The following is a 20,743-nucleotide window of genomic DNA, read 5'->3' on the forward strand; positions in this document are numbered from 1 at the left end:
CGGTAAGCTTTGCGCCGCATCGTCGGCCCCGGGCGCCGGGCCGTCAAGGGGCCGCGGGCTGGACCGTTCCCCGTTTCCGCCGTACCACGGGGGCAAAGGCCAAACCGAAAGGGTGAGACATGGATTTCAGTGGCAAGACAGTGGCTATCACCGGCGCCAGCGGCGGCATCGGCGCCGAGGCGGCACGGGTATTTTCGCAGGCGGGCGCCAACCTGGCGCTGCTCGCCCGCAGCGGCGGCAAGCTTGATGCGCTGGCGGCGGAGATCGGCGGCAACGTGCGTTGCTTTGCCTGCGACGTATCGGATCACGCGGCGGTGGAGGCGGCGCTAAATGCGGCGCGAAAGGAATTCGGCAGCCTTGATGTGCTGATCAACAACGCGGGCGTGATCGAGCCGATCGCGCGGCTGGAGGACGCCAGCCCGGAAGCCTGGGCCAAGCTGATCGATATCAACGTGACCGGCGTCTTCAACGGCATCCGCGCCGCGCTGCCGCTGATGAAACCCGCCGGCGGCGGCACCATCATCACCGTGAGCTCGGGCGCGGCCCACAACCCGCTGGAAGGCTGGAGCGCCTATTGCACTTCCAAGGCGGGCGCGGCGATGCTGACCCGGGCGCTGGACCTGGAAGAGCGCGGCAACGGCATCCGCGCGCTGGGCCTGTCGCCGGGCACCGTGGCGACCCAGATGCAGCGCGACATAAAGGCGAGCGGCATCAACCCGGTGAGCGAGCTGGACTGGGAAGTCCATGTCCCCGCCGAATGGCCCGCCCGCACGCTCCTGTGGATGTGCACGCCGGACGCGGATGAGTTCATCGGCGAGGAGATCTCCCTGCGCGAGGAGCGCATCCGCAAGCGGGCGGGGCTGATTTGATCCGGCTCGAAACGGCGGAGAATGGGCTGTGGACGGTCACCATCGACCGTCCGCAGAAGGCCAACTCGCTGACCGCGGCGATGCTGGAGGAACTGGCGGAAATCGCGGAGCGCGCGCAGGAGGCCCGCGGGCTGATCGTGACCGGGGCAGGCTCCGTGTTCAGCGCCGGCGCCGATCTGGAGGAAGCGCGGGCCGGGCTTGCCACGTCACCCCTGTGGGAACGGCTCTCGGGCGCGGTGGCGGCGCTGCCCTGTCTGACGGTGGCGGCGCTGAACGGTACGCTGGCGGGCGGCGCCAACGGCATGGCGCTGGCCTGCGATCTGCGCATTGCGGTGCCCTCGGCCAAGGTTTTCTACCCGGTGATGAAGCTCGGCTATCTGCCGCAGCCCTCGGACGCGGGCCGCATGGCGGCGCTGATCGGGCCTGCGCGCACCAAGCTGATCCTGGCGGCGGGGCAGAAGATCACCGCTGAGGAAGCCTGCGATTACGGGCTGGTCGACCGTATCGTGGAGCCTGACGCGCTGATGGAGACCGCAGAGGCGCTCTTGGCCGATTCCCTGGCCGCCGACCGGGACGTCGCCCGCGCCATCCTCAAGGCTTGCAGCTAAGAGGGGGAGGCTCCCGCCCGCCCGGAGTGCATGGGCATGCCCCCCGGCCCGTTGGGCCGGGCGCCGCGCGTGCGCGCGGCGCGGGCTCACGAATGCCACCGCTCACTTGCGGGCGCGGCGCTTGCCGGGCACGCGGGAGCGGAACTCCGGCGGGCGCTTCTGCACCCAAGCGATGAACTTCGCGAGCCGCGGGTGGCTTTGCAGCGCTTGCGGAGTGTTGTAGTGGCGCGCCAACTCCGCCTCGCTTAACGCCGCGTGGATCTCGCGGTGGCAGATGTCGTGCATGAGAACCACCGGGCCGCCCTTGCCTCCCTTCAGTTTTGGGATCAGATGGTGCTGGCTTTGCGGCACACCTGCGGGAATGGGCCGGCCGCAGAGCGGGCAAAGCGGATCCGGCTGAGGCGGTTCGGACATCTGCATCCCTTTCGCGCTGGGGTGGCCCGGATAGAAACGCGCGAGCAACCGGCTGGCAAGAGGACGGCATGACACAAGCACAGGATCTGCAAGTGGAGGCGCTGGTGATCGGCGCCGGGCCGGCCGGGCTGATGGCGGCGGGCGAGCTGGCGCGCGCAGGCCACCGCGTGCTGGTGGCAGAGGCGAAGCCCTCGGTTGCGCGCAAGTTCCTCATGGCGGGCAAGTCCGGGCTGAACCTCACCAAGGACGAGCCCCTTGCAAAGCTGCTCCCACAATACGGCACTGCTTCCGGCTGGCTCGCCCCGATGGTCGAAGCCTTTGACGCCGCGGCGGTGCAGGACTGGGCGCGCGGGCTGGGGGCGGAGCTGTTCACCGGCTCCACCGGACGTGTCTTTCCCACCGTGATGAAGGCCTCTCCGCTGCTGCGCGCCTGGCTGGCGCAACTCGACGGCCTTGGGGTGGAGCGGCGCACGCGCTGGCGCTGGTGCGGCTGGCAGGACGGCGCTTTCGCCTTTGAGACCCCGGAGGGGCCGCGCCGGGTCGCGGCGCGCGCCACCGTGCTGGCGCTGGGCGGGGCGAGCTGGGCGCGGCTGGGCTCGGACGGGGCCTGGGCGCCGCGGCTGGCGGACAGGGGCGTGGAGATCGCGCCTTTCCAGCCGGCCAACGCCGGGCTCCTGGTGGAGTGGACGCCGCACATGGGCCCGCTTTTCGGCCAGCCGCTGAAGGGCATCGCGCTGAGCGCGGGTCCGCTGTCGTCGCGCGGCGAGGCGGTGATTTCCGAACGCGGGCTGGAGGGCGGCGGCATCTACGCGGTCTCCGCCGCGGTGCGGGAGGGGCAGGCGCTGACACTGGACCTGCTGCCGGACCTGACACAGGCCGAAGTGGCCCGCCGCCTGTCCCGGCCGCGCGGCAAGGCCAGTTTCTCCAACCACCTGCGGAAGACGCTGAAGCTCGGCCCGGCCCGCACCGCGCTGCTGCAGGAATTCGCGCGCCCCATGCCTCAGGAACCGGACGCACTTGCCCTGCTCATCAAGTCGCTGCCGGTGCGCCACCAGGGGCTCAGGCCGCTGGACGAGGCGATTTCCGCTGCGGGCGGCGTCGCCCGCGAAGCACTGGACGCAGGGCTGATGCTGAAGGCGCTCCCCGGCACCTTCTGCGCCGGGGAGATGCTGGATTGGGAGGCGCCCACCGGGGGCTACCTGTTGACCGGCTGCCTCGCCACAGGGCGCTGGGCCGGGCGGGCGGCGGCAGATTACTTGGCCAGATCCGCCACCCGGCGGTAGGCGTCCCGCGCGCGCAGCCGCTTGCCATAGGCCAGCATCCCCTCGCTTTCGACCGGGAACTTGGCGGCATAGGCCCAGTTCAGGCAATGTCCGCAAATGATGTCGGCGATGGTGAACTCATCGCCCATCAGGAAGTGGCCGCCGAGCCGCGCCTCCAGCCGCGCGAGGTTGCGGGCGAACTCCCACTTGAGGCTCTCCTTCACTGCCGAGACGCGATGTTCTTCCGGCAGGATGAAGCTGTGCCGCGCGGCGGTCCAGAGCACCGCGTCCAGCTCGTCCAGCACCAGATGGGTGAGCGCATCCTGACGGGCGCGGGCCAGGGTGCCGGCAGAGGCTGTGAGCTGGCCGTGCTTGTCGGCGAGATAGGTAACAATCGCGGTGGAATCGGAGATCGCCTCCTCGCCCTCCACAAGGACCGGCACCTTGCCGGAGGTGTTCAGCGCGCGCACCTCGGGGCTTTGGGGCCCGTGCAGCTTCAGCTCGTAAGGCGCGCCGATCTCCTCCAGCGCCCAGAGCACCCGGAAAGCGCGGGTCCGCGGTGTTCCGATGACAGTATACATGCGGTGGTTCTCCCCTGTTTTCATGCGCCTGCATCACGTGTCGCAGGCGTTTCAGCGCAGTCTCAGCGGGCGCGGCCCAGCATGGCAAGCCGGATCAGCGCGCGCTCCATCAGGGCCATCGCCGGCGCGGTCTGCCCGGCCGAACGCAGCAGCAAGTCGGTATCGGTGATCAAGGTCAGCGCGGTTTCCAGCCGCGCAGCGCCCCAGTTCTGGGCCTGGCGCAGCACCCGGTCGCGCCGCTTGCCGTAAAGCGGCGGGCGCAGGCGGCCGATGCCCTGGGCCGGGCCGCCCGGATCGGCGGCCACGGTGTAAAGCGTGCGGAAATGTCTTGTGGCGCCGATGCAGAGCGTTACCGCATTGGTGCCCTGCGCCTCAAGCCGCGCGATCAGCGGGCCGATCTCGGCGCTGCGGCCGTCGGCGGCGGCGTTCAGAACGTCGTCAAGCGCCGCTTCGGTCGATTGCGGCGCGACGGCGGCGATATCGTCGAGCGTCAGCGGGGTGTCGTCGCCGTACTTATAAAGCGCCAGCTTTTCCACCATGCGGGAAAAATCGCCCGGACCGATGTCATTGGCAATATCGCTGAGCGCCGACATGCTGTCCCCCGGCACGTCGCGAATCTGCGCCTCGCCCAGGATGCGCTCGATCTCGGCGCGGGACGGCGGGTCGTCGTAGATGCCCGCTGCGTAGGCGTTGGAATGTCCCTCGAAGGCCTTGCGCAGCTTGGACGTTGCCTTGAGCTGGCCCGCGGTCACCACGATCTGCGCGTCGCCCGGCTGCCAGTCCTGCAGGGTGGAGAGGATCGCGGGCGTCGCCGTATCATTCGCGCCCTCGACAAAGACCGCGCGCTGGCCGGGGAAGAAGCCCACCGCCTTCACCGCGTCCAGAAGCTGGGCAGGATCCTTGCGCAGATCGGCGCCGGGCAGCCGAGTGAGGCGCATCTCCTCCTCGGCGGCGGGGCCCAGCAGCTTGGCCAGGAGCTGCTGCCGCTTGAGCGCCACCCGCATCGCATCGGCGCCATAGATCAGCACCCCGATTTTGCCGGGATCGGGGCGGGCGAAGTAGCCCTCGGCGTCGCGGGGCGAGAGTTTCATCCGGCGGTGGCAGTTTCGGTTTCAGGCGCGCTGTCCAGGCCGGTGGCGAGCAGCCGGGCGGCGATCTGCTCGGCCAGGATCACCATCAGCCGCTCGTGCGCATCGCGTTCGCCTGCGAGCGTTTCGACCGTGGAGCCGGTGGCGGAATAGCCGGTGAAGTTCTCGGCCTTGCCGCTGGCCACCACCACGCCGTCGGACCGGCGCATCAGCGCATAGCCGGCGGTGCCAATGATCGAGTAGCGGGTGATCTCCGAATCGGCGGTGATCGCCTGGCCCTCGTCGCGGGTGGAGAGCGTGAGGTTCAGCCGGTAGGCGCCGCCGCCGCGGCCGAGCCTGTCCTCCAGGCTGCGGACCAGGAAGTAGGCGTCGCTTTCGCTGGCACCGGCGATCTCCTGCGGCGACTGGATCTCGACCTGGCCGTAAAGCGCAGCACCGCTGCCGCCGGGGGCGAGCACCGGGGTGAAGCCGCAGGCGGCTGCCAGCAGCGGCAGCGCCAGCAGCAGGGTTCTGCGGTCAAGCAACGACATTCACGATCCGCCCCGGGACCACAATGATCTTCTTGGGCGCGCCGCCATCCAGCGCCTTCTGCACCGCCTCGTGGGCGAGCGCGATCTTCTCGATCTCGTTCTTTGCCAGATCCTTGGCCACCTGGATTTCGCCGCGGCGCTTGCCGTTGATCTGCACCGGCAGGGTCACCGTGTCCTCGACCAGATAGGCCTCGTCCGCGGCCGGCCAGGGGGCCGTCGCGCAAAGCCCCTCGCCGCCCTGGTGGTGCCAGATGTCCTCGGCCAGGTGCGGGGTCATCGGCGCCATCAGCTGGGCAAGCGTCATCACCGCCTCGCGCTGCGCCTTGTAGCTGGCCTTGGATTTGGCGAGCGTGCTGGTGAAGGCATAGAGCTTGGCAATCGCCGCGTTGAAGCCGAAGGAATCGACGCCCAGCGTCACGTCGCGGATGCACTTGTGCAATTCACGCAGCAGTTCCTCGTCACCTTCGCCGGGCGCCTCCCGGTCCATCTCCCCGATCCGGTCGCAAAGGTTCCAGACCCGGTTCAGGTGCTTGTGCGCGGCTTCGGCGCCCGAGGCCGTCCATTCCACGTCCCGCTCTGGCGGCGAATCCGAGAGCACGAACCAGCGCGCGGTATCCGCCCCGAAGGAGGTGATGATGTGCAGCGGATCGACCACGTTGTTCTTCGACTTCGACATCTTGGCCGAGGGAATGATCTCAACCTCGCGGCCGTCCTTGAGGAAGCCCATGCCGTCCTTCAGCTCCACTTCCTCCGGGTAGTGATAGACGGGGCGGTGGTTCTCGCCGGTGGTCTTGTAGATCGCGTGGGTCACCATGCCCTGGGTGAAGAGCGCATCAAACGGCTCGATGGATTTCTCCGGCAGGTGGCCGCAGATGTGCATCGCGCGGGCAAAGAAGCGCGAGTAGAGGAGGTGCAGGATCGCGTGCTCGATGCCGCCGATGTACTGGTCGACGTTCATCCAGTATTCGGCCTCGGCCATGTCGGTGGGCGTCTCCGCGCGCGGCGCGGTGAAGCGGGCGAAGTACCAGCTCGAATCGACGAAGGTGTCCATCGTGTCGGTTTCGCGCTTGGCCGGTGCGCCGCAGGCGGGGCATTCGCAGTCGCGCCAGTCCGGGTGGCGGTCGAGCGGGTTGCCCGGCTTGTCGAAGCTCACGTCATCGGGCAGGCGGACGGGCAGGTTTTCCTTCTTCTCCGGCACCACGCCGCAGGTCTCGCAATGCACCACCGGAATCGGGCAGCCCCAGTAGCGCTGCCGGCTGAGGCCCCAGTCGCGCAGGCGATACTTGGTGACGCCCTGGCCCCAGCCCTGCGCCTCGGCATAATCGACGGCGGCGTTCACGCCTTCCTCGCCGGTTTGCAGTTCGTCCCCGGCGAACAGCTTGACGTAACACACCTTTTCGCTCTTCGGCGGCACATAGGCCTCGCCGCCGTTTTCGGGCCGCGTGTGGCTCTCTTCGCCTGCGGCCGGCACGTAGGTCGACACCACAGGCAGGCCGTACTTGTTGCAGAAGTCGAGGTCGCGCTGGTCATGCGCCGGGCAGCCGAAGATGGCGCCGGTGCCGTAGTCCATCAGGATGAAGTTGGCGATCCAGACCGGCAGCTCCCACTGCGGGTTCAGCGGGTGCTTCACGCGGATTCCGGTGTCAAAGCCCAGCTTCTCGGCCGTCTCGATGGCTTCTTCGGTGGTGCCGCCCTTGCGGCATTCCGCTACAAAATCAGCAACTTCGGCACTCTCTGCCTCCAGCGCTCTGGCAATCGGGTGGTCGGGTGAGATGCCGACGAAGGACGCCCCCATCAGCGTATCGGGGCGGGTGGTGTAGACTTCGATGGCGTCGCCGCCGTCCGCGCGCTCGAAGGCGAACTGCAGGCCGCGCGACTTGCCGATCCAGTTCTCCTGCATCAGGCGCACCTTGGCGGGCCAGTTCTCCAGGCCGTCCAGCGCGTCCAGCAGTTCCTCGGAGTAATCGGAGATCTTGAAGAACCACTGCGTCAGCTCGCGCCGCTCCACCAGCGCGCCCGAGCGCCAGCCGCGGCCGTTTTCGACCTGCTCGTTGGCGAGCACGGTCATGTCGATCGGGTCCCAGTTCACCACCGCGTTCTTGCGGTAGACCAGGCCCTTCTCCAGGAAGTCGAGGAACAGCGACTGCTGCTGGCCGTAGTATTCCGGATCGCAGGTGGCAAACATCCGGCTCCAGTCCAGCGACAGGCCCAGGGGCTTCATCTGCTCCACCATCGTGTCGATGTTGGAATAGGTCCACTCCTTCGGATGCCCGCCGCTCGCCATCGCCGCGTTCTCGGCCGGCATGCCGAAAGCGTCAAACCCCATGGGATGCAGCACGTTATGCCCGGTTGACAGCTTGTAGCGCGCAATCACGTCGCCCATCGTGTAGTTGCGCACATGCCCCATGTGCAGCTTGCCCGACGGGTAAGGGAACATCTCCAGCACGTAATATTTCGGCTTGCCGGGTGTGCGCTTGGCCTGAAAGATTCCGGCCTCATCCCAGGCCTTCTGCCATCGTGCTTCGATTTCAGGAGCTATGTAACGCGGCATCAGAGCGGTCCTTTGCATAAAAACGCCGGGCGAGGGGCCCGGCGCTTCTGATAATGGGGTTTGGCAGGTGATTCCAGAGCGCAGGGCAGGTCAGAGTTTCTTGTCGGCAATCCGAAGCTGCCGGGCGCGCGACAGAATCGCGTCTTCCACCGCGCGGGTGGTGGCGGCGCTGGCCGGGCCGCTTTGGGTTTGCAGCGACAGGTTCAGCGCGCGGGCATCCAGCGCCGGGTCCTTGATGTGGACCGTGGCGCGATAGGCGCGGCCGCCGCCGGGCGGGGTGCCGTAGCCGGTGATGATGACGCCGGTGAAAGGATCGACCGATTGCACCGGCAGGAAGCTCAGCACATCCAGGCTCGCGGTCCAGAGGTAGCGGTTCACCTGCAGGTTCTGGTCGGGTTTGGCGCCGAACGCGTCCCAGATGCTGGTGCCGGTCTGGTTCGCCGGGTCTCTGGGATTGCCGCCGATCACCTTCTCGTTGTAGCCGCGCGGACCGGTGCCTTCGGTGCTGCCGTCCTCGCCGCCGCCGGTGGTGGCACAGCCAGCGGCCGCCAGCAGCAAAGCCATCGTTCCAAACGTCTTAAACCCAAGCATGTGCGGCGCCGCCCCTTCCCCTAGATTGCTGCGCAACAGTCCTAGACAAGGCAATGGCCGGCAACAAGCCCCTTCTTCCGCGGCCCACCTTGCGCGCGGGCCCGTGCGTGCCGCTTTCCCTGTGCGGATGCCTAAACTGCACCCGCTGCCGGAGCCGCGCGCCACTGTGGCATCGTTGCACCAGCTTTAACGTGATCGAAACACTTGCTGTCCGCCGTGCTTGCCCAAACGGCCCAAAAAGAGCGACACGGGGTGCGTACTCAGACTGGTGCCGCAGAGCGCGGTTTGAGATCAGAAAAACTGGAACCCGAGGGAAAACAATGAAAAAGATTCTCTTCGCTTCGACTGCCCTGATCGCCGCCGCCGGTGCTGCGGCCGCACAAGGCGTTGAATTCAACGGCTATGGCCGGTTTGGTCTGGGCTACGCAGAAGACCGCACCGTCACCGGTACCCCGAACGCCGATGAAACCATCATCGTCAGCCGTCTGCGCATCAACATCGATGCAGAAACCGAAACCGACGGCGGCGTCCAGTTCGGTGCCCGCATCCGTCTGCAGGCTGACGAAGCCGCCAACGGCGAAGGCAACGGCGGCGGTCTGAACGCACCGCGCTTCCACGTTGCATTCGGCGGCCTGCGCGTTGAAGTTGGCAACGTTGCCGGCGCCATCGACAACCTGCCGGGCTACTATGGCTTCGAGCCGGGCCTGGAGAACTTCATTGGCCAGTACTCCGGTGTCGACTACGGTTTCGTCGCCTACGGCAGCGATGGTGCAGGTGATGACGGCGCGACCAGCGGCACCCACAACGGCGTCTACACCCGTTACGCAGTGGGTGACTTTGCTGTTGCCGCTTCGTACGATGCAGGCCCCGACACCTCCACCACTGTCGGTGGTGTTACCACCATCACCACGGGCTCTGACCGTTGGGACATCCACGCTGCCTACAGCTTCGGCAACGTGACCGCGGCCTTGGGCTACGGTGAGACCGACAACGCCAACGACGACGACATCACCGTGCTGACGCTGCAGAGCGACTTCGGCCCGTTCAGCACCACCCTGTTCGTGGGTGATGAATCCGTGACCGGCGCCAACGCGGCAGACTCCGCAGCACGCTCCGACACCTTCTACGGTGTCTCCGCTTCCTACGAGCTGTCCGCAGCAACCTCGATCAACTTCGCCTACGGCGACGGCTCCGGCGACCGCGACGGCGAGAGCGTCGGTATCGGCGCGATCCACGACCTGGGCGGCGGCGTCTCCCTGCGCGGCGGCATCGGCCGAGTCACCTCGTTCAGCGGCACTGGCGTTGAAACCGAGCAGGACAAAGCAGACTTCGGTGTGCAGTTCAGCTTCTAAGCTGATCCACGCTTGAGCGTGATCCGGGGCGGGTTCCTTAGGGACCCGCCCTTTTCTTTTGTCTGCAAACAGTGTTTCTTGCCGCCAAACAGTAGGGGGGCCGGTCCATGCCGCTGGAAGAGATCAGATCGAAGATTGCCAAGGCTGAAGCCGCCGCAGGCCGCGCACCGGGCAGCGTGACGCTGATTGCCGTCTCCAAGAAGCAGCCCGACGCGCGGGTCGAGGCGGTGCTGGAGCAGGGCCACCGCTGTTTCGGCGAAAACCGGGTGCAGGAGGCGGCCGGAAAATGGCCCGGCTTCCGCGAGCGTTTCGACGGTATCGACCTGCACCTGATCGGCCCCTTGCAGACCAACAAGGCGCGCCAGGCGATGGAGCTTTGCGACAGCATCCATTCGCTGGACCGCCCCAAGCTGGCGCAGACCCTGGCCCGGCTGGCGCAGGAGCTTGGCCGCTGTCCGGATCTGTTCATCCAGGTGAACACCGGCGAGGAGGAGCAGAAGGCCGGCATCCTGCCAGCCGATGCAGATGCCTTCATCGCCGAATGCCGCGGGCTGGACCTGCCGGTCAAAGGCCTGATGTGCATCCCCCCGGTTGAAGAGGAGGCGAGCCTGCATTTTGCGCTCCTCGCCAAGATCGCCGCGCGCAACGGGCTGGACGGGCTCTCGATGGGGATGAGCGCCGATTTCGGGAAGGCCATCGCGCTCGGCGCTACCCACGTCCGCGTCGGCTCCGCGATATTCGGCGAACGCGCATACTAGGGCGCAAAAGTCTTTGGAAAGACTTTTGCCAAGGCTTTTGCAAAAGCCTTGACCCGTTCCGTTTGGGCCCGCGCGGGACAAGGCCGCAGGCCGCCGCGCATCGCCGGCGCGCGCCCACGCGGCGGCGATTTGGCTTATGCTTGGCGGTTCCTCGGAAGGGCCTACGGACTGGGCTGGGATAAACTGCCAGCCACGCCCGTTCGGATCGCCCCCGCGCGCGCCGGCAACGCGCGGCTTGCTGCCCGGAACTACGGGCGGTGCCCACCGGCGGGCGGCACGATGACCCGCGTGCCCGGCCGCACCCGCGCCGCAAGCCAGTGCAGATCGCGGCGGGCAAAGGCGATGCAGCCTTCGGTCGGGTAGCCGGGCCTGCGCCATTGGTGGATGAAGATCGCCGAGCCGGCACCCGGCACCGCATCCGGCCAGTTCCAGTCCATCACCAGCACCAGATCGTAGAGCGGATCACCCCGGCGCAACCGCTCGTGGCTGAACGGGTAGGGCACGCGGACATGGTGGTTGTAGCCGGTATCGCGCATATCATCCGACCACAGATCCCCGGGCCCGATCGGCTCGGCCCAGTCCGCGGGCCGCCGCACCCGGTCCGGGCGGTAGAGCATCCCCGCGATGCGGTGAAGCCCTGCGGGTGTGGCGCCGTCGCCTTCGCGCTTGGCAGTGGTGATCCCGCCCTTGCCTATGGAACACGGCAGCAGCCGGCCCCAGAAGCGCACCCCTCGCGGCGTCAGCACCAGGTCGGCAGGAGACGCTGCCGGGGAGGTCACAGCATATGGCCCGATTTGCTGGCCTTGGTGGCGAGGTAGTGCCGGTTGTGCAGGTTCTCGCCAACTTTCAGCGGAACCCGTTCGGCCACCTCGATGCCGGTCTTGGCCATCATCGCGAGCTTGTTGGGGTTGTTGGTCAAGAGCCGCACCTGCGAGAAGCCCAGCTTCTTCAGGATCGCCGCGCCGAGGCGGAAATCGCGCTCGTCATCCTCGAACCCCAGCCGGTGGTTGGCCTCCACCGTGTCAAAGCCCTGATCCTGCAGCGAATAGGCGCGCATCTTGTTGGCAAGACCAATGCCGCGGCCCTCCTGGTTGAGGTAGAGCAGCAGGCCCGCGCCCTCGGCCCCCATCTGCATCAGCGCGCCGCGCAGCTGCGGGCCGCAATCGCATTTCAGCGAGCCCAGAACATCGCCGGTGAAACACGCCGAATGCAGCCGTGCCAGCACCGGCTTGTTGCGGTCGGGCTTGCCAATCTCCACCGCGTAATGCTCCTCGGCGCCATCCTCGGGGCGGAAGATGTGCAGCCGTCCGGCCTCCGCCGCGTCCATCGGCAGGCGCGCGGCGGCCACCGGGTGCAGGGGGGAACTTTCGGTGAGCAGCGGCTCGGCGGCGCGGCGGGCAATCACCGTCAGCCCGTGCGCGGCGGCAAAGCCTGCCGCATCCGTGACCGGCACCAGCGCCGCAGCGGGCAGGAGGCGTGCCGATTTCACCAGCGCAATCGCCAGCCGGTGCAGCCCGGCCGAGCCCTCGCGCAGGCTGGAGAGCGGCCCCTTCAGCGGCGTAACGAGATCGCCGGCCGGATCCGCCAGCGACCGGATCCAGTCCAGATCGCCGGAGGCAGGCACCCGCACCCGGGCAATATCCTCGTCATAGACCCGGGCCTTCAGCGTGTCGGCCCGCCGCGCCGTAAGTGCCAGCGTCAGATCGCCAAGCGCCCGCATCTCTGCCAGACGGGGGGCATCCAGCGTTTCGACCGAGATCGCCAGTGCCGCCTCGCCCGCACATGTCAGCACCACCGGCAGCCCCATGCGCAAATCGACCCGGGCACGGGCGAGCAGTTCGATCACGGTGGGCATCAGGCTCATGGGCGGTTCCGTCGTGCAGTTTCGGGCGGGCAGACCATACCTAAGTCGGAACGCGGGGAAAGTGAAACAATTCCCTTCCCCGGGACACGTCGGCGTGAAACTTCTGCAGCATCCCTTGCCGCGGGGCGGGTGGATGCGCATTTTCGAAAGGGCAGACAGGAGGATAGCCAATGGCGCAGCTTAAGAAAATTCTGCTGGTCGACGATGACGAGGACCTTCGCGAGGCGTTGAGCGAACAGCTCGTGATGACCGAGGATTTCGACGTCTTCGAAGCCGAGAGCGGGCAGGGCGCGATGGAGCGTGCGAAGGAAGCGCTCTATGACCTCATCATTCTCGACGTGGGGCTGCCCGATACCGACGGGCGCGAGCTGTGCCGGCTGATGCGCAAGCAGGGCGTGAAGGCGCCGATCCTGATGCTGACCGGCCATGACAGCGATGCCGACACCATTCTCGGGCTTGATGCCGGCGCCAACGACTATGTCACCAAGCCCTTCAAGTTCCCGGTGCTGCTTGCCCGGATCCGCGCCCAGCTGCGCCAGCACGAGCAATCGGAGGACGCGGTCTTTGCGCTGGGGCCTTATACCTTCAAGCCCGCGATGAAGCTGCTGGTGACCGAGGATGACCGCAAGATCCGCCTGACCGAGAAAGAAACCAACATCCTCAAGTTCCTCTACCGCTCCAGCGACGGCGTGGTGCCGCGCGATGTGCTGCTGCATGAGGTCTGGGGCTACAACGCCGGTGTCACCACCCACACGCTGGAGACGCATATCTACCGGCTGCGCCAGAAGATTGAGCCCGATCCGTCGAATGCGCGCCTTCTGGTGACGGAATCAGGCGGATACCGTCTGGTCGGCTGAGGCATACGGGGCGGGGAAGCGGCAACCGCCGCGCGCCCCCACGAGATCCCGCGCACATCCGGGTCATGATGTGCACCTCCCTGTTGGACTGGCCGGGCCTTGCGCCCGGCCTTTTTTTCGTCCCGATGACCTCGCCGCAAGGAGCGGACGTTGCAATCGCCTCTGGAGCTTTCGCCCCCGTGCGGGCAGTATCGCGCCGCAGCAGACTTGAGACGCTCCCGAAACGTCCCTGAAACGCCCCTGAGACGAGATCCGCAATGCCCTTCACCCTTGCCACCTGGAACATCAACTCGGTCCGCCTGCGCGAGCCCATCGTGCTGAAACTCCTGCAGGAGCAGGCGCCGGATGTGCTTTGCTTGCAGGAATGCAAGAGCCCGGTGGAGAAGATCCCGGTGGAAGCCTTCCGGGCGCTTGGCTACACCCACATGATCGGCCGCGGCCAGAAAGGCTACAACGGCGTTGCGATCCTCTCCCGCCTGCCGATCGAGGAGGCGGGCAGCGCGGATTACGCGGGCCTCGGCCACGCCCGCCACATCGCCGGGCGGCTGGAGAACGGTGTCACCATCCATAACTTCTATGTCCCCGCGGGCGGCGACGTGCCGGACCGCGAGGTAAACGCGAAATTCGGCCAGAAGCTCGACTACCTGACGGAAATGCGCGACGCCTTCCGGGCCGAGACGCCGCAGAAGTCGATCCTCGTCGGCGATCTCAACATCGCCCCGCGCGAGGATGACGTCTGGGACCACAAGAAGCTGCTGAAGGTGGTGAGCCACACGCCGGTAGAAGTGGCGCATCTGGCCGAGGTGCAGGCGGCCGGCGGCTGGGCCGACATCACCCGCCAGGACATTCCCGAGGGCCGGCTCTACAGCTGGTGGAGCTACCGCGCGCGGGACTGGGACGCGGCCGACAAGGGCCGCAGGCTCGATCACGTCTGGGCCAGCGCCGATATTGCCGCGGCGGGCCACTCCAGCCGCATCCTGCGCGACGCCCGCGGCTGGGAGAAGCCGAGCGACCACGCGCCGGTCTTTGCCACCTTCGATCTATGAGGCGTGCGGGCCGGGCCCAACTCCTCTCTTGGTTTCTGCCGCGGCCGATTCCATATAGGGGGCAAGTTCCATGCGGGAGAACAGTGACATGATGGATATTATCGGCAACGCGGGCGAAGCGGCCCCGGCAGGTGACCTGATCAAGGACGTGACTGAGGCGTCGTTCATGCAGGATGTGGTCGAGGCGTCGATGCAGGCGCCGGTGATCGTGGACTTCTGGGCGCCCTGGTGCGGCCCTTGCAAGACCCTGGGCCCGGCGCTGGAGGCGGCGGTGGCGCGCGCCAAGGGTGCGGTCACCATGGCCAAGATCAACGTCGACGAAAACCAGCGCCTGGCGCAGGCACTGGCGCAGCAGGGCCTGCCGCTGCAATCGATTCCCACCGTCGTGGCCTTCGTGCAGGGCCGCCCTGTCGACATGTTCCAGGGCGCACTGCCGCCAAGCGAGATCGACGCCTTCCTGAAGCGCGCGATCGAGGCCGCGGGCGGCACCGCCGACGGCGGACTGGGCGAGGCGCTGGAAGCGGCGGAGCAGATGCTGGCTGAAGGCGCGGCCGCCGACGCGGCGCAGACCTTTGCCGCGATCCTGGGCGAGGATGGCAACAACGCCGCGGCCTTCGGCGGGCTGGCGCGGTCGCACATCGCGCTTGGCGATCTGGAACAGGCCGAGGCGATCCTGAACGGCGCCCCGGCGGAGATATCTGATGCGCCGGAGATCGAGGCCGCCCGGGCCCAGATCGAACTGGCCCGCCAGGCCGAGAATGCAGGCCCCGTGGGTGATCTGCGCGCCGCGGTGGACGCAAACCCGGACGATCTCCAGGCCCGTTTCGATCTCGCCCAGGCGCTGCATGCATCGGGCGACGCCGAGGGCGCAGTGAACGAGCTGCTGGAGCTGTTCCGCCGCGACCGCGAATGGAACGAAGGCGCGGCCAAGGCGCAGCTTTTCACTATCTTCGGTGCGCTGAAGCCCAATGATCCGGTGGTTCTGAATGGCCGCCGCAAGCTGAGCTCGATGATATTTGCCTAACAAAGGGGCAGCACTAACTCTGTTCTATGATTCAGGCCGCTGATCTGCCGGACACGATCCCCGTGTTCCCCTTGCCCGGGGCGCTTCTGCTGCCCCGGTCCCGTCTGCCCCTTCACATTTTCGAGCCGCGCTACCTGCAAATGCTTGAAGACACGCTGAAGTCCCAGCAGCGGCTGATCGGCATGGTGCAGCCCTGCCCAGCCGGCAATGGCAGCGCCGAGGGGCTGCACGTGATCGGATGCGCGGGCCGGGTCACCCAGTTCTCCGAAACCGAGGACGGACGCTACCTGATTACCCTTTCTGGCGTATCGCGCTTCCGCATCACCGGCGAGGCCGACGGCTTCACCCCCTACCGGCGCTGCGATGTCAGTTGGAACGGCTTCGAGCGCGACCTTGGCCGCACCGAGGCCGATACCAGCCTCGACCGGCATGCCTTCCTAGACCTTCTGGAGCGGTTCTTCGTGGCCCGCGGGCTATCGACCGACTGGGAATCGCTGAAGGAGGCGGATGACGAATTGCTGATCAACTCGCTGTCGATGCTCTTGGAATTCGATCCCGAGGACAAGCAGGCCTTGCTCGAGGCGCCCTGTCTTGCCACAAGGCGGGAAACGCTGGTCACTTTGATCGAATACACCCTGCGCGGCGGGACACACGAGGAAATTCTGCAATGACGGAGAAAGAGGCTCTCAACGCGGACGCCAAGGAAGCTCCCGCCTTCGACCGGCGGATGCTGGAAGCGCTGGTCTGCCCGCTGTCCCAGACAGTGCTGGAATATGACGCCGGGGCGCAGGAGCTGATCTCCCGCGCCGCAAACCTCGCATTCCCGATCCGCAACGGCATTCCGGTGATGCTGGAAGACGAGGCGCGCACGCTGGACTGACATCCCTCGCGTCCTGCGCCCCCCGGTGCGTGGGGTGCGCATCCGAGGCATTTCCCCTCCATGTCTTGCCTGGCGGCAGGGGCGCGCTCCCGCCTCCGCAGGTGCCCGGCTGCGTCGGCCCCCATGGCAGAGTTGGGCCGGGCTCCGCGCTGCCGCGCGGAGCGGCTGCTCTGCCGCCGCGGCGATTTCATCGCATCGGTTCTGCTTGCTGCGGGCAAGGCAAAGCGGTGCTTCGAAGCGGTCTGGGTGCGGTGGCAAGGATCGTGTGCGGCGCAAACCGCAGCGCGCTGTCAGGCCCAACTGTGCAGGGCCATCCCCGCGGGAGGGCTCGAAGCTGGCGGGAGGCGGCCCGCCGCCTTGCTCCACAGATGCCATGCGGGCAGCGTCTGCCGCGCACATTGTGCTGTGGCTCAGATCGCCTGCCCCTTCAAGAGCCGCGGCAGGTCTCCGGTGAGCCCCGCCGCCTCGCGCACGAAGCCGCGGCGCAGCCCGGGTACCGCCTGTGCCAGCCCCATGCCAATATCTCTCCCCAGCCGCAGAAGCGGGTTGTCGTTGGAAAACAGCCGGTTGAACATGTCCGTCGCCGCCGCTAGCGTCGCGGTGTCAAAGCGCCGCCATTGCTGGTAGCGCGCCAGAACCAGCTCCGAACCGATGTCCTCGCCGCGGCGGGCGGCTTCGGTCACCACCTCGGCCAGCGCCGCTACGTCGCGCAAGCCCGCGTTCAGCCCCTGGCCCGCGATCGGATGCACCCCATGTGCCGCGTCGCCCACCAGCGCCAGCCGCGCAGCAGTGAAGCTGTTGGCGATGGTGAGGTTCAAGGGGTAGGTGAAGCGCTTGCCGGCCAGCGAGATTTCCCCCAGGAAATCCCCGAACCGCGGCCTGAGCGCGGCCAGGTAGCCGACATCGTCCATTGCGTGAATTGCCTCCGCCGTCTCCCGGCGCTCGCTCCACACGATGGAGGAGCGGTTGCCCGGCAGCGGCAGGATCGCCAGCGGCCCGGGCGGCATGAAGAACTGGTGTGCCACGCCATTGTGCGGCCTCTCATGCGCAATCGCGCAGACCAGCGCGGTCTGGCCGTAGTCCCAGCCGCTGCGCTTGATGCCCGCGCGCGCGGCGGTGCCGCTCCGGCGCCCGTCCGAGCCCACAAGCAGCTGGCCATGTAAGACGCTGCCATCCTCCAGGGTGACGCTGACGCCGCCCGGCTCCACCGCCTGCGCCACCACCCGCTGACCGTGCACCAGGGTGATGCCGGGCGCGGCCTCCATCGCCCTGAGGAAGGCGCGGCGCAGGTAGCGGTCCTCGACCATGTAGCCCATCGGGCCCTCGTCCAGCTCATCGCCGCCGAAGTGCAGGAAGAAGGGCGAGGGCCCCAGGCCCGCATGGCCGTCGGTCACCTTGATCTCCAGCATCGGCTGGGCGTGATCCGCCACCGCGGGCCAGACACCGATCTGGGCCAGCAGCTTCTGCGAGGCCAGCGCCAGCGCATAGCCGCGCCCGTCGAAGGTCTCGTCCTCCAGTTGCGGCGGGCTCAGCGCGTCGATCACGGTGACGCTGTGGCCGGTCTGCGCAAGCGCCAGGGCCAGGGCGGGGCCGTTCAGCCCGCCGCCCACGATCAGGATATCAGAGCTGTTTTTCATGCCCCGCAATATGCCGCTGCCAGCGCGATTGTCCATCCGCCAAGCGCGGGATTGTGCCTGCCCCGCGCTGCCGCTACCGTTTGCCGCAAACGCATGGGGAGACGAGCGAATGAACGACTGGCTGACAATGACGGCCGCCGGCCTGGGGCGCGGCATCGGCGCGGGCGAGATCAGCCCGCTGGCGCTCACCCGCAGCTACCTGGAGGCAATCGATGCTCACCCGCAGGCCAGCCGGATCTACACCCAGGTAACCCATGACCGCGCTCTGGCCGAAGCCGAAGCCGCCGAGGAACGCGCGAGGGCCGGCCTGCGCCGCTCGCCCCTCGACGGGGTGCCGCTGAGCTGGAAGGACCTGTTCGACAGCGCGGGCGTTGCCACCGAGTCCGGATCGGCGCTGCTGAAGGGGCGGGTTCCCGAGCGCGATGCCTTGGTGCTGCGCAATGCTACCCAGATGGGGGCTGTCTGCCTCGGCAAGACGCATATGAGCGAGCTGGCGTTCTCCGGCCTCGGCTTCAACCCGGTGACCGCGACGCCGCCCAACGTGAACGATCCGGAGGCCGCGCCTGGCGGGTCCTCCTCGGGCGCGGCGGCCTCGGTCGCGCATGGCCTGGCGGCGGGGGCCATCGGCTCGGACACCGGCGGCTCGGTGCGTATCCCGGCGGCCTGGAACGATCTGGTGGGGCTGAAGACCACCTCGGGCCGCATTCCGCTCGACGGCGTGGTGCCGCTCTGCCTCAAGTTCGACACCATCGGCCCGCTCGCCCGGTCGATGGAGGACGCGGGCTTGCTCCTTGGCCTGCTCGAAGGCACTGCCGGGCCGGACCTGCGCAACCCGCCGCCGCTGAAGGGCCGCCGCTTTGCCGACCTGCAGACCGTGGTGCTCTCGGACATCGATCCGCAGGTTGCCGCCGCCCATGCCGCCGCGCTGGACCGGCTGCGCGATGCGGGCGCGGAGATCGTGCCGATTGAGGTTCCGGCGCTGGCAGAGGCGATGGACCTCAGCCCGATCCTCTACACCACCGAGGCCTATGGCCTCTGGAAGGACGTGATCGAGGCGGCGCCGCATCTGATGTATGGCGAGATCCTCGAACGCTTCCGCACCGGCGCGCAGTTCTCCGGCCCCGATTACGTCGCCGCCTGGAGCAAGCTGGAGCAGTACCGCGCGGCATGGGGCGGGGCTGTCGCGGGCTTTGACGCGGTGCTGAGCCCGACCGCGCCGAACCTGCCGCCCAACGTGGCGCGGCTGGAAAGCGACCGGGACTACTACGTGAAGGCGAACCTGCTCGCGCTCCGCAACACCCGCGTCGGCAACCTGATGGGGCTGAGCGGCCTGTCGCTGCCCACCGGCACCCCAAGCTGCGGGCTGCAACTCCTGGGCAAGCCCCACGGCGAGGAGGCGCTCCTGCGCATCGGCGCCGCGGTGGAGGCCGCTCTTGTCTGAATGCCACATTCGCCCCGCGCCGGGCGATCACCGGGTGGACGCATCCGCCCCCTCACTGTAACCTGACGCGCAAACGGGGCGCCCATGATCCCGTGTCCGAGGCTTGAAAATCATGACTTTCCCAGAGCGGTTCGCGAACCTGCCTGCCTACGCCTTTCCGCGCCTCCGCGCGCTTCTGGACCACCACGCCCCGGGCGGGGACGTGGTGCATATGACCATTGGCGAGCCGAAACACGCTTTCCCGCAATGGGTGAGTGATGTGATTGCCGCAAACGCCGCGGCCTTCAATCAGTATCCGGCGAATGACGGCACGGCTGAACTGCGCGGCGCGATCACCGGCTGGATCGGCCGCCGCTATGGCGTGAGCCTCGATCCCGAGGTCAACGTCATGGCGCTAAACGGCACCCGCGAGGGGCTCTACAATGCGGCGATGGCGCTGTGCCCGGAGGTGAAGAACGGCAAGCGCCCGGCGGTGCTGATCCCGAACCCGTTTTATCAGGTCTACATGGTGGCGACGATCTCGGTTGGGGCGGAGCCGGTCTTTGTGCCGGCCACTGCCGAGACCGGGCATCTGCCCGACTACGAGAGCCTGCCCGCAGAAGTGCTCGACCGTACCGCCGTCGCCTATATCTGTTCGCCTGCCAATCCGCAGGGCGCGGTTGCGTCGCGCGGCTATTGGGAGCGGCTGATCCGGCTGGCTGAAAAGCACGACTTCCGCATCTTCGCCGACGAATGCTACTCCGAGATTTACCGGGATGCGGCGCCCGTCGGCGCGCTGACCGTGGCGCAGGAACTGGGCGCGGACCCTGAGCGGGTGGTGCTGTTCAATTCGCTCTCGAAGCGCTCGAACCTGCCGGGGCTGCGCTCCGGGCTGGTGGCGGGCGGGCCGGAAAGCCTGAAGCGGATCAAGCAGCTGCGCGCCTATTCCGGCGCGCCCCTGCCCGGGCCTTTGCAGGCCGCCGCCGCGAAAGTCTGGGCGGACGAGGCGCATGTGCAGGAAAACCGCGCGCTCTACCGGGAGAAATACGCCATCGCGGATAAGGTTTTTGCCGGGCTCGACGGCTACATGGCGCCGGAGGCGGGCTTCTTCCTCTGGCTGCCGGTCGAGGACGGCGAGCGCGCGGCGCTGAAGCTCTGGCAGGAGACCGGCGTGCGGGTGCTGCCCGGCGCCTATCTGGCGCAAGGCGAACCGGGCCGGAACCCCGGCGAGAAATACATCCGGGTGGCGCTGGTCGCCCCCGCGGAACAGACCCGCGCAGCACTCACGACGCTGCGCGGCTGCCTGTACTGACCGCTGCCCGGCGGCCCGCGTGTCCGCAGGCCGTCGCGCCAAGAGCAAGAAACGGACCGGCCGCTTGAACCCCGCGGCAAACAGCGGGGCAGGGCCGGC

The 20,743-nt window shown here is 67.7% G+C and carries 21 protein-coding genes; 12 read left to right on the forward strand and 9 right to left on the reverse strand.

The window, feature by feature from the left end; all coding sequences use genetic code 11:
- The first annotated feature begins 119 nt into the window (after positions 1-119).
- Together ACOHX0_RS12700 and ACOHX0_RS12705 are read left to right on the forward strand one after the other, a co-directional pair.
- Complete coding sequence (locus ACOHX0_RS12700) at positions 120-869, forward strand: SDR family oxidoreductase (protein ID WP_420677202.1); 750 nt, start codon at positions 120-122, stop codon at positions 867-869.
- Positions 866-1,477 carry an enoyl-CoA hydratase/isomerase family protein gene (locus ACOHX0_RS12705; protein ID WP_420677203.1) on the forward strand — a complete coding sequence of 204 codons (612 nt, stop codon included), beginning with the start codon at positions 866-868 and terminating at the stop codon, positions 1,475-1,477. Before ACOHX0_RS12700 ends, ACOHX0_RS12705 begins: the two co-directional genes overlap by 4 nt.
- A 102-nt stretch (positions 1,478-1,579) precedes the next feature.
- Here ACOHX0_RS12705 and ACOHX0_RS12710 read toward each other — a convergent pair whose 3' ends face one another.
- Positions 1,580-1,891 carry an HNH endonuclease family protein gene (locus ACOHX0_RS12710; protein WP_420677204.1) on the reverse strand — a complete coding sequence of 104 codons (312 nt, stop codon included), beginning with the start codon at positions 1,889-1,891 and terminating at the stop codon, positions 1,580-1,582.
- A 68-nt stretch (positions 1,892-1,959) separates the two neighbouring features.
- Here ACOHX0_RS12710 and ACOHX0_RS12715 point away from each other — a divergent pair, with 68 nt between their 5' ends.
- Positions 1,960-3,174: a TIGR03862 family flavoprotein gene (locus ACOHX0_RS12715; RefSeq protein WP_420677205.1), complete on the forward strand. Its 1,215-nt coding sequence runs from the start codon at positions 1,960-1,962 to the stop codon at positions 3,172-3,174.
- On the opposite strand, the gene ACOHX0_RS12720 is transcribed toward ACOHX0_RS12715, so the two are convergent.
- The 5 genes from ACOHX0_RS12720 to ACOHX0_RS12740 all read right to left on the reverse strand — a co-directional run bounded on the left by ACOHX0_RS12720 (position 3,144) and on the right by ACOHX0_RS12740 (position 8,494).
- Positions 3,144-3,734, reverse strand: coding sequence for a glutathione S-transferase family protein (locus ACOHX0_RS12720; RefSeq protein ID WP_420677206.1), 591 nt, complete (start codon positions 3,732-3,734; stop codon positions 3,144-3,146). The genes ACOHX0_RS12715 and ACOHX0_RS12720 overlap by 31 nt on opposite strands.
- A gap of 62 nt (positions 3,735-3,796) precedes the next feature.
- Positions 3,797-4,825 (reverse strand): DNA polymerase III subunit delta, encoded by a 1,029-nt coding sequence (holA, locus tag ACOHX0_RS12725; RefSeq protein WP_420677207.1) that lies wholly within the window; start codon positions 4,823-4,825, stop codon positions 3,797-3,799.
- On the reverse strand, positions 4,822-5,352 hold the full coding sequence (locus tag ACOHX0_RS12730) for an LPS assembly lipoprotein LptE (protein WP_420677208.1): 531 nt from the start codon (positions 5,350-5,352) through the stop codon (positions 4,822-4,824). Before ACOHX0_RS12730 ends, holA begins: the two co-directional genes overlap by 4 nt.
- Complete coding sequence (gene leuS, locus ACOHX0_RS12735) at positions 5,339-7,903, reverse strand: leucine--tRNA ligase (protein ID WP_420677209.1); 2,565 nt, start codon at positions 7,901-7,903, stop codon at positions 5,339-5,341. Before leuS ends, ACOHX0_RS12730 begins: the two co-directional genes overlap by 14 nt.
- Before the next feature lie 90 nt (positions 7,904-7,993).
- On the reverse strand, positions 7,994-8,494 hold the full coding sequence (locus ACOHX0_RS12740) for a DUF3576 domain-containing protein (protein ID WP_420677210.1): 501 nt from the start codon (positions 8,492-8,494) through the stop codon (positions 7,994-7,996).
- Positions 8,495-8,814: 320 nt separating this feature from the next.
- On the opposite strand from ACOHX0_RS12740, the gene ACOHX0_RS12745 reads away from it, so the two are divergent.
- Both ACOHX0_RS12745 and ACOHX0_RS12750 read left to right on the forward strand, forming a co-directional pair.
- Positions 8,815-9,846, forward strand: a complete 1,032-nt coding sequence (locus ACOHX0_RS12745; RefSeq protein ID WP_420677211.1) for a porin — start codon at positions 8,815-8,817, stop codon at positions 9,844-9,846.
- A 107-nt stretch (positions 9,847-9,953) separates the two neighbouring features.
- Positions 9,954-10,604, forward strand: a complete 651-nt coding sequence (locus ACOHX0_RS12750) for a YggS family pyridoxal phosphate-dependent enzyme (protein ID WP_420677213.1) — start codon at positions 9,954-9,956, stop codon at positions 10,602-10,604.
- Positions 10,605-10,852: 248 nt separating this feature from the next.
- Here the strand turns inward: ACOHX0_RS12750 and ACOHX0_RS12755 are convergent, their stop codons facing one another.
- Both ACOHX0_RS12755 and ribA read right to left on the reverse strand, forming a co-directional pair.
- Entirely contained in the window at positions 10,853-11,383 is a 531-nt protein-coding gene (locus ACOHX0_RS12755; RefSeq protein WP_420677214.1) for a L,D-transpeptidase family protein, read from the reverse strand.
- On the reverse strand, positions 11,380-12,468 hold the full coding sequence (ribA, locus tag ACOHX0_RS12760; protein WP_420677215.1) for a GTP cyclohydrolase II: 1,089 nt from the start codon (positions 12,466-12,468) through the stop codon (positions 11,380-11,382). The genes ACOHX0_RS12755 and ribA overlap by 4 nt, the downstream gene beginning before the upstream one ends.
- Positions 12,469-12,638: 170 nt before the next feature.
- Here ribA and ACOHX0_RS12765 point away from each other — a divergent pair, with 170 nt between their 5' ends.
- From ACOHX0_RS12765 to ACOHX0_RS12785, 5 genes are all read left to right on the forward strand, one after another.
- The gene (locus ACOHX0_RS12765; RefSeq protein WP_420677216.1) at positions 12,639-13,325 is read left to right on the forward strand and encodes a response regulator transcription factor; all 687 of its coding nucleotides are present in this window, start codon (positions 12,639-12,641) and stop codon (positions 13,323-13,325) included.
- Between the two features lie 257 nt (positions 13,326-13,582).
- The gene (locus tag ACOHX0_RS12770; RefSeq protein WP_420677217.1) at positions 13,583-14,371 is read left to right on the forward strand and encodes an exodeoxyribonuclease III; all 789 of its coding nucleotides are present in this window, start codon (positions 13,583-13,585) and stop codon (positions 14,369-14,371) included.
- An 88-nt stretch (positions 14,372-14,459) separates the two neighbouring features.
- The gene (locus tag ACOHX0_RS12775; protein WP_420677218.1) at positions 14,460-15,395 is read left to right on the forward strand and encodes a tetratricopeptide repeat protein; all 936 of its coding nucleotides are present in this window, start codon (positions 14,460-14,462) and stop codon (positions 15,393-15,395) included.
- A 26-nt stretch (positions 15,396-15,421) separates the two neighbouring features.
- Positions 15,422-16,066, forward strand: coding sequence for an LON peptidase substrate-binding domain-containing protein (locus ACOHX0_RS12780; protein WP_420677219.1), 645 nt, complete (start codon positions 15,422-15,424; stop codon positions 16,064-16,066).
- A complete protein-coding gene (locus tag ACOHX0_RS12785; RefSeq protein ID WP_420677221.1) occupies positions 16,063-16,275 on the forward strand; it encodes a Trm112 family protein in 213 nt (70 codons plus the stop codon). The genes ACOHX0_RS12780 and ACOHX0_RS12785 overlap by 4 nt, the downstream gene beginning before the upstream one ends.
- Before the next feature lie 410 nt (positions 16,276-16,685).
- Here the strand turns inward: ACOHX0_RS12785 and ACOHX0_RS12790 are convergent, their stop codons facing one another.
- On the reverse strand, positions 16,686-17,912 hold the full coding sequence (locus ACOHX0_RS12790) for an FAD-dependent monooxygenase (RefSeq protein ID WP_420677222.1): 1,227 nt from the start codon (positions 17,910-17,912) through the stop codon (positions 16,686-16,688).
- Positions 17,913-18,021: 109 nt separating this feature from the next.
- On the opposite strand from ACOHX0_RS12790, the gene ACOHX0_RS12795 reads away from it, so the two are divergent.
- Both ACOHX0_RS12795 and ACOHX0_RS12800 read left to right on the forward strand, forming a co-directional pair.
- Positions 18,022-19,353, forward strand: a complete 1,332-nt coding sequence (locus ACOHX0_RS12795; RefSeq protein ID WP_420677223.1) for an amidase — start codon at positions 18,022-18,024, stop codon at positions 19,351-19,353.
- Between the two features lie 112 nt (positions 19,354-19,465).
- Complete coding sequence (locus tag ACOHX0_RS12800; protein ID WP_420677224.1) at positions 19,466-20,644, forward strand: aminotransferase class I/II-fold pyridoxal phosphate-dependent enzyme; 1,179 nt, start codon at positions 19,466-19,468, stop codon at positions 20,642-20,644.
- Positions 20,645-20,743: the final 99 nt, after the last annotated feature.

Source organism: Cribrihabitans pelagius, assembly GCF_048820915.1.
GTDB classification, from domain to species: Bacteria; Pseudomonadota; Alphaproteobacteria; order Rhodobacterales; family Rhodobacteraceae; genus Cribrihabitans_A; species Cribrihabitans_A pelagius.

What these genes read in the sequence shown, in the direction of transcription:
- holA (WP_420677207.1), bottom strand. Translation starts at nt 4,825, where the DNA reads ATGAAACTCTCGCCCCGCGACGCCGAGGGCTACTTCGCCCGCCCCGAT.
- ACOHX0_RS12700 (WP_420677202.1), top strand. Translation starts at nt 120, where the DNA reads ATGGATTTCAGTGGCAAGACAGTGGCTATCACCGGCGCCAGCGGCGGC.
- ACOHX0_RS12750 (WP_420677213.1), top strand. Translation starts at nt 9,954, where the DNA reads ATGCCGCTGGAAGAGATCAGATCGAAGATTGCCAAGGCTGAAGCCGCC.
- ACOHX0_RS12775 (WP_420677218.1), top strand. Translation starts at nt 14,460, where the DNA reads ATGATGGATATTATCGGCAACGCGGGCGAAGCGGCCCCGGCAGGTGAC.
- ACOHX0_RS12730 (WP_420677208.1), bottom strand. Translation starts at nt 5,352, where the DNA reads ATGTCGTTGCTTGACCGCAGAACCCTGCTGCTGGCGCTGCCGCTGCTG.
- ACOHX0_RS12780 (WP_420677219.1), top strand. Translation starts at nt 15,422, where the DNA reads ATGATTCAGGCCGCTGATCTGCCGGACACGATCCCCGTGTTCCCCTTG.
- ACOHX0_RS12790 (WP_420677222.1), bottom strand. Translation starts at nt 17,912, where the DNA reads ATGAAAAACAGCTCTGATATCCTGATCGTGGGCGGCGGGCTGAACGGC.
- ACOHX0_RS12800 (WP_420677224.1), top strand. Translation starts at nt 19,466, where the DNA reads ATGACTTTCCCAGAGCGGTTCGCGAACCTGCCTGCCTACGCCTTTCCG.
- ACOHX0_RS12740 (WP_420677210.1), bottom strand. Translation starts at nt 8,494, where the DNA reads ATGCTTGGGTTTAAGACGTTTGGAACGATGGCTTTGCTGCTGGCGGCC.
- ACOHX0_RS12785 (WP_420677221.1), top strand. Translation starts at nt 16,063, where the DNA reads ATGACGGAGAAAGAGGCTCTCAACGCGGACGCCAAGGAAGCTCCCGCC.
- ACOHX0_RS12745 (WP_420677211.1), top strand. Translation starts at nt 8,815, where the DNA reads ATGAAAAAGATTCTCTTCGCTTCGACTGCCCTGATCGCCGCCGCCGGT.
- ACOHX0_RS12770 (WP_420677217.1), top strand. Translation starts at nt 13,583, where the DNA reads ATGCCCTTCACCCTTGCCACCTGGAACATCAACTCGGTCCGCCTGCGC.
- ACOHX0_RS12710 (WP_420677204.1), bottom strand. Translation starts at nt 1,891, where the DNA reads ATGTCCGAACCGCCTCAGCCGGATCCGCTTTGCCCGCTCTGCGGCCGG.
- ACOHX0_RS12765 (WP_420677216.1), top strand. Translation starts at nt 12,639, where the DNA reads ATGGCGCAGCTTAAGAAAATTCTGCTGGTCGACGATGACGAGGACCTT.
- ACOHX0_RS12720 (WP_420677206.1), bottom strand. Translation starts at nt 3,734, where the DNA reads ATGTATACTGTCATCGGAACACCGCGGACCCGCGCTTTCCGGGTGCTC.
- ACOHX0_RS12795 (WP_420677223.1), top strand. Translation starts at nt 18,022, where the DNA reads ATGAACGACTGGCTGACAATGACGGCCGCCGGCCTGGGGCGCGGCATC.
- ribA (WP_420677215.1), bottom strand. Translation starts at nt 12,468, where the DNA reads ATGAGCCTGATGCCCACCGTGATCGAACTGCTCGCCCGTGCCCGGGTC.
- ACOHX0_RS12715 (WP_420677205.1), top strand. Translation starts at nt 1,960, where the DNA reads ATGACACAAGCACAGGATCTGCAAGTGGAGGCGCTGGTGATCGGCGCC.
- leuS (WP_420677209.1), bottom strand. Translation starts at nt 7,903, where the DNA reads ATGCCGCGTTACATAGCTCCTGAAATCGAAGCACGATGGCAGAAGGCC.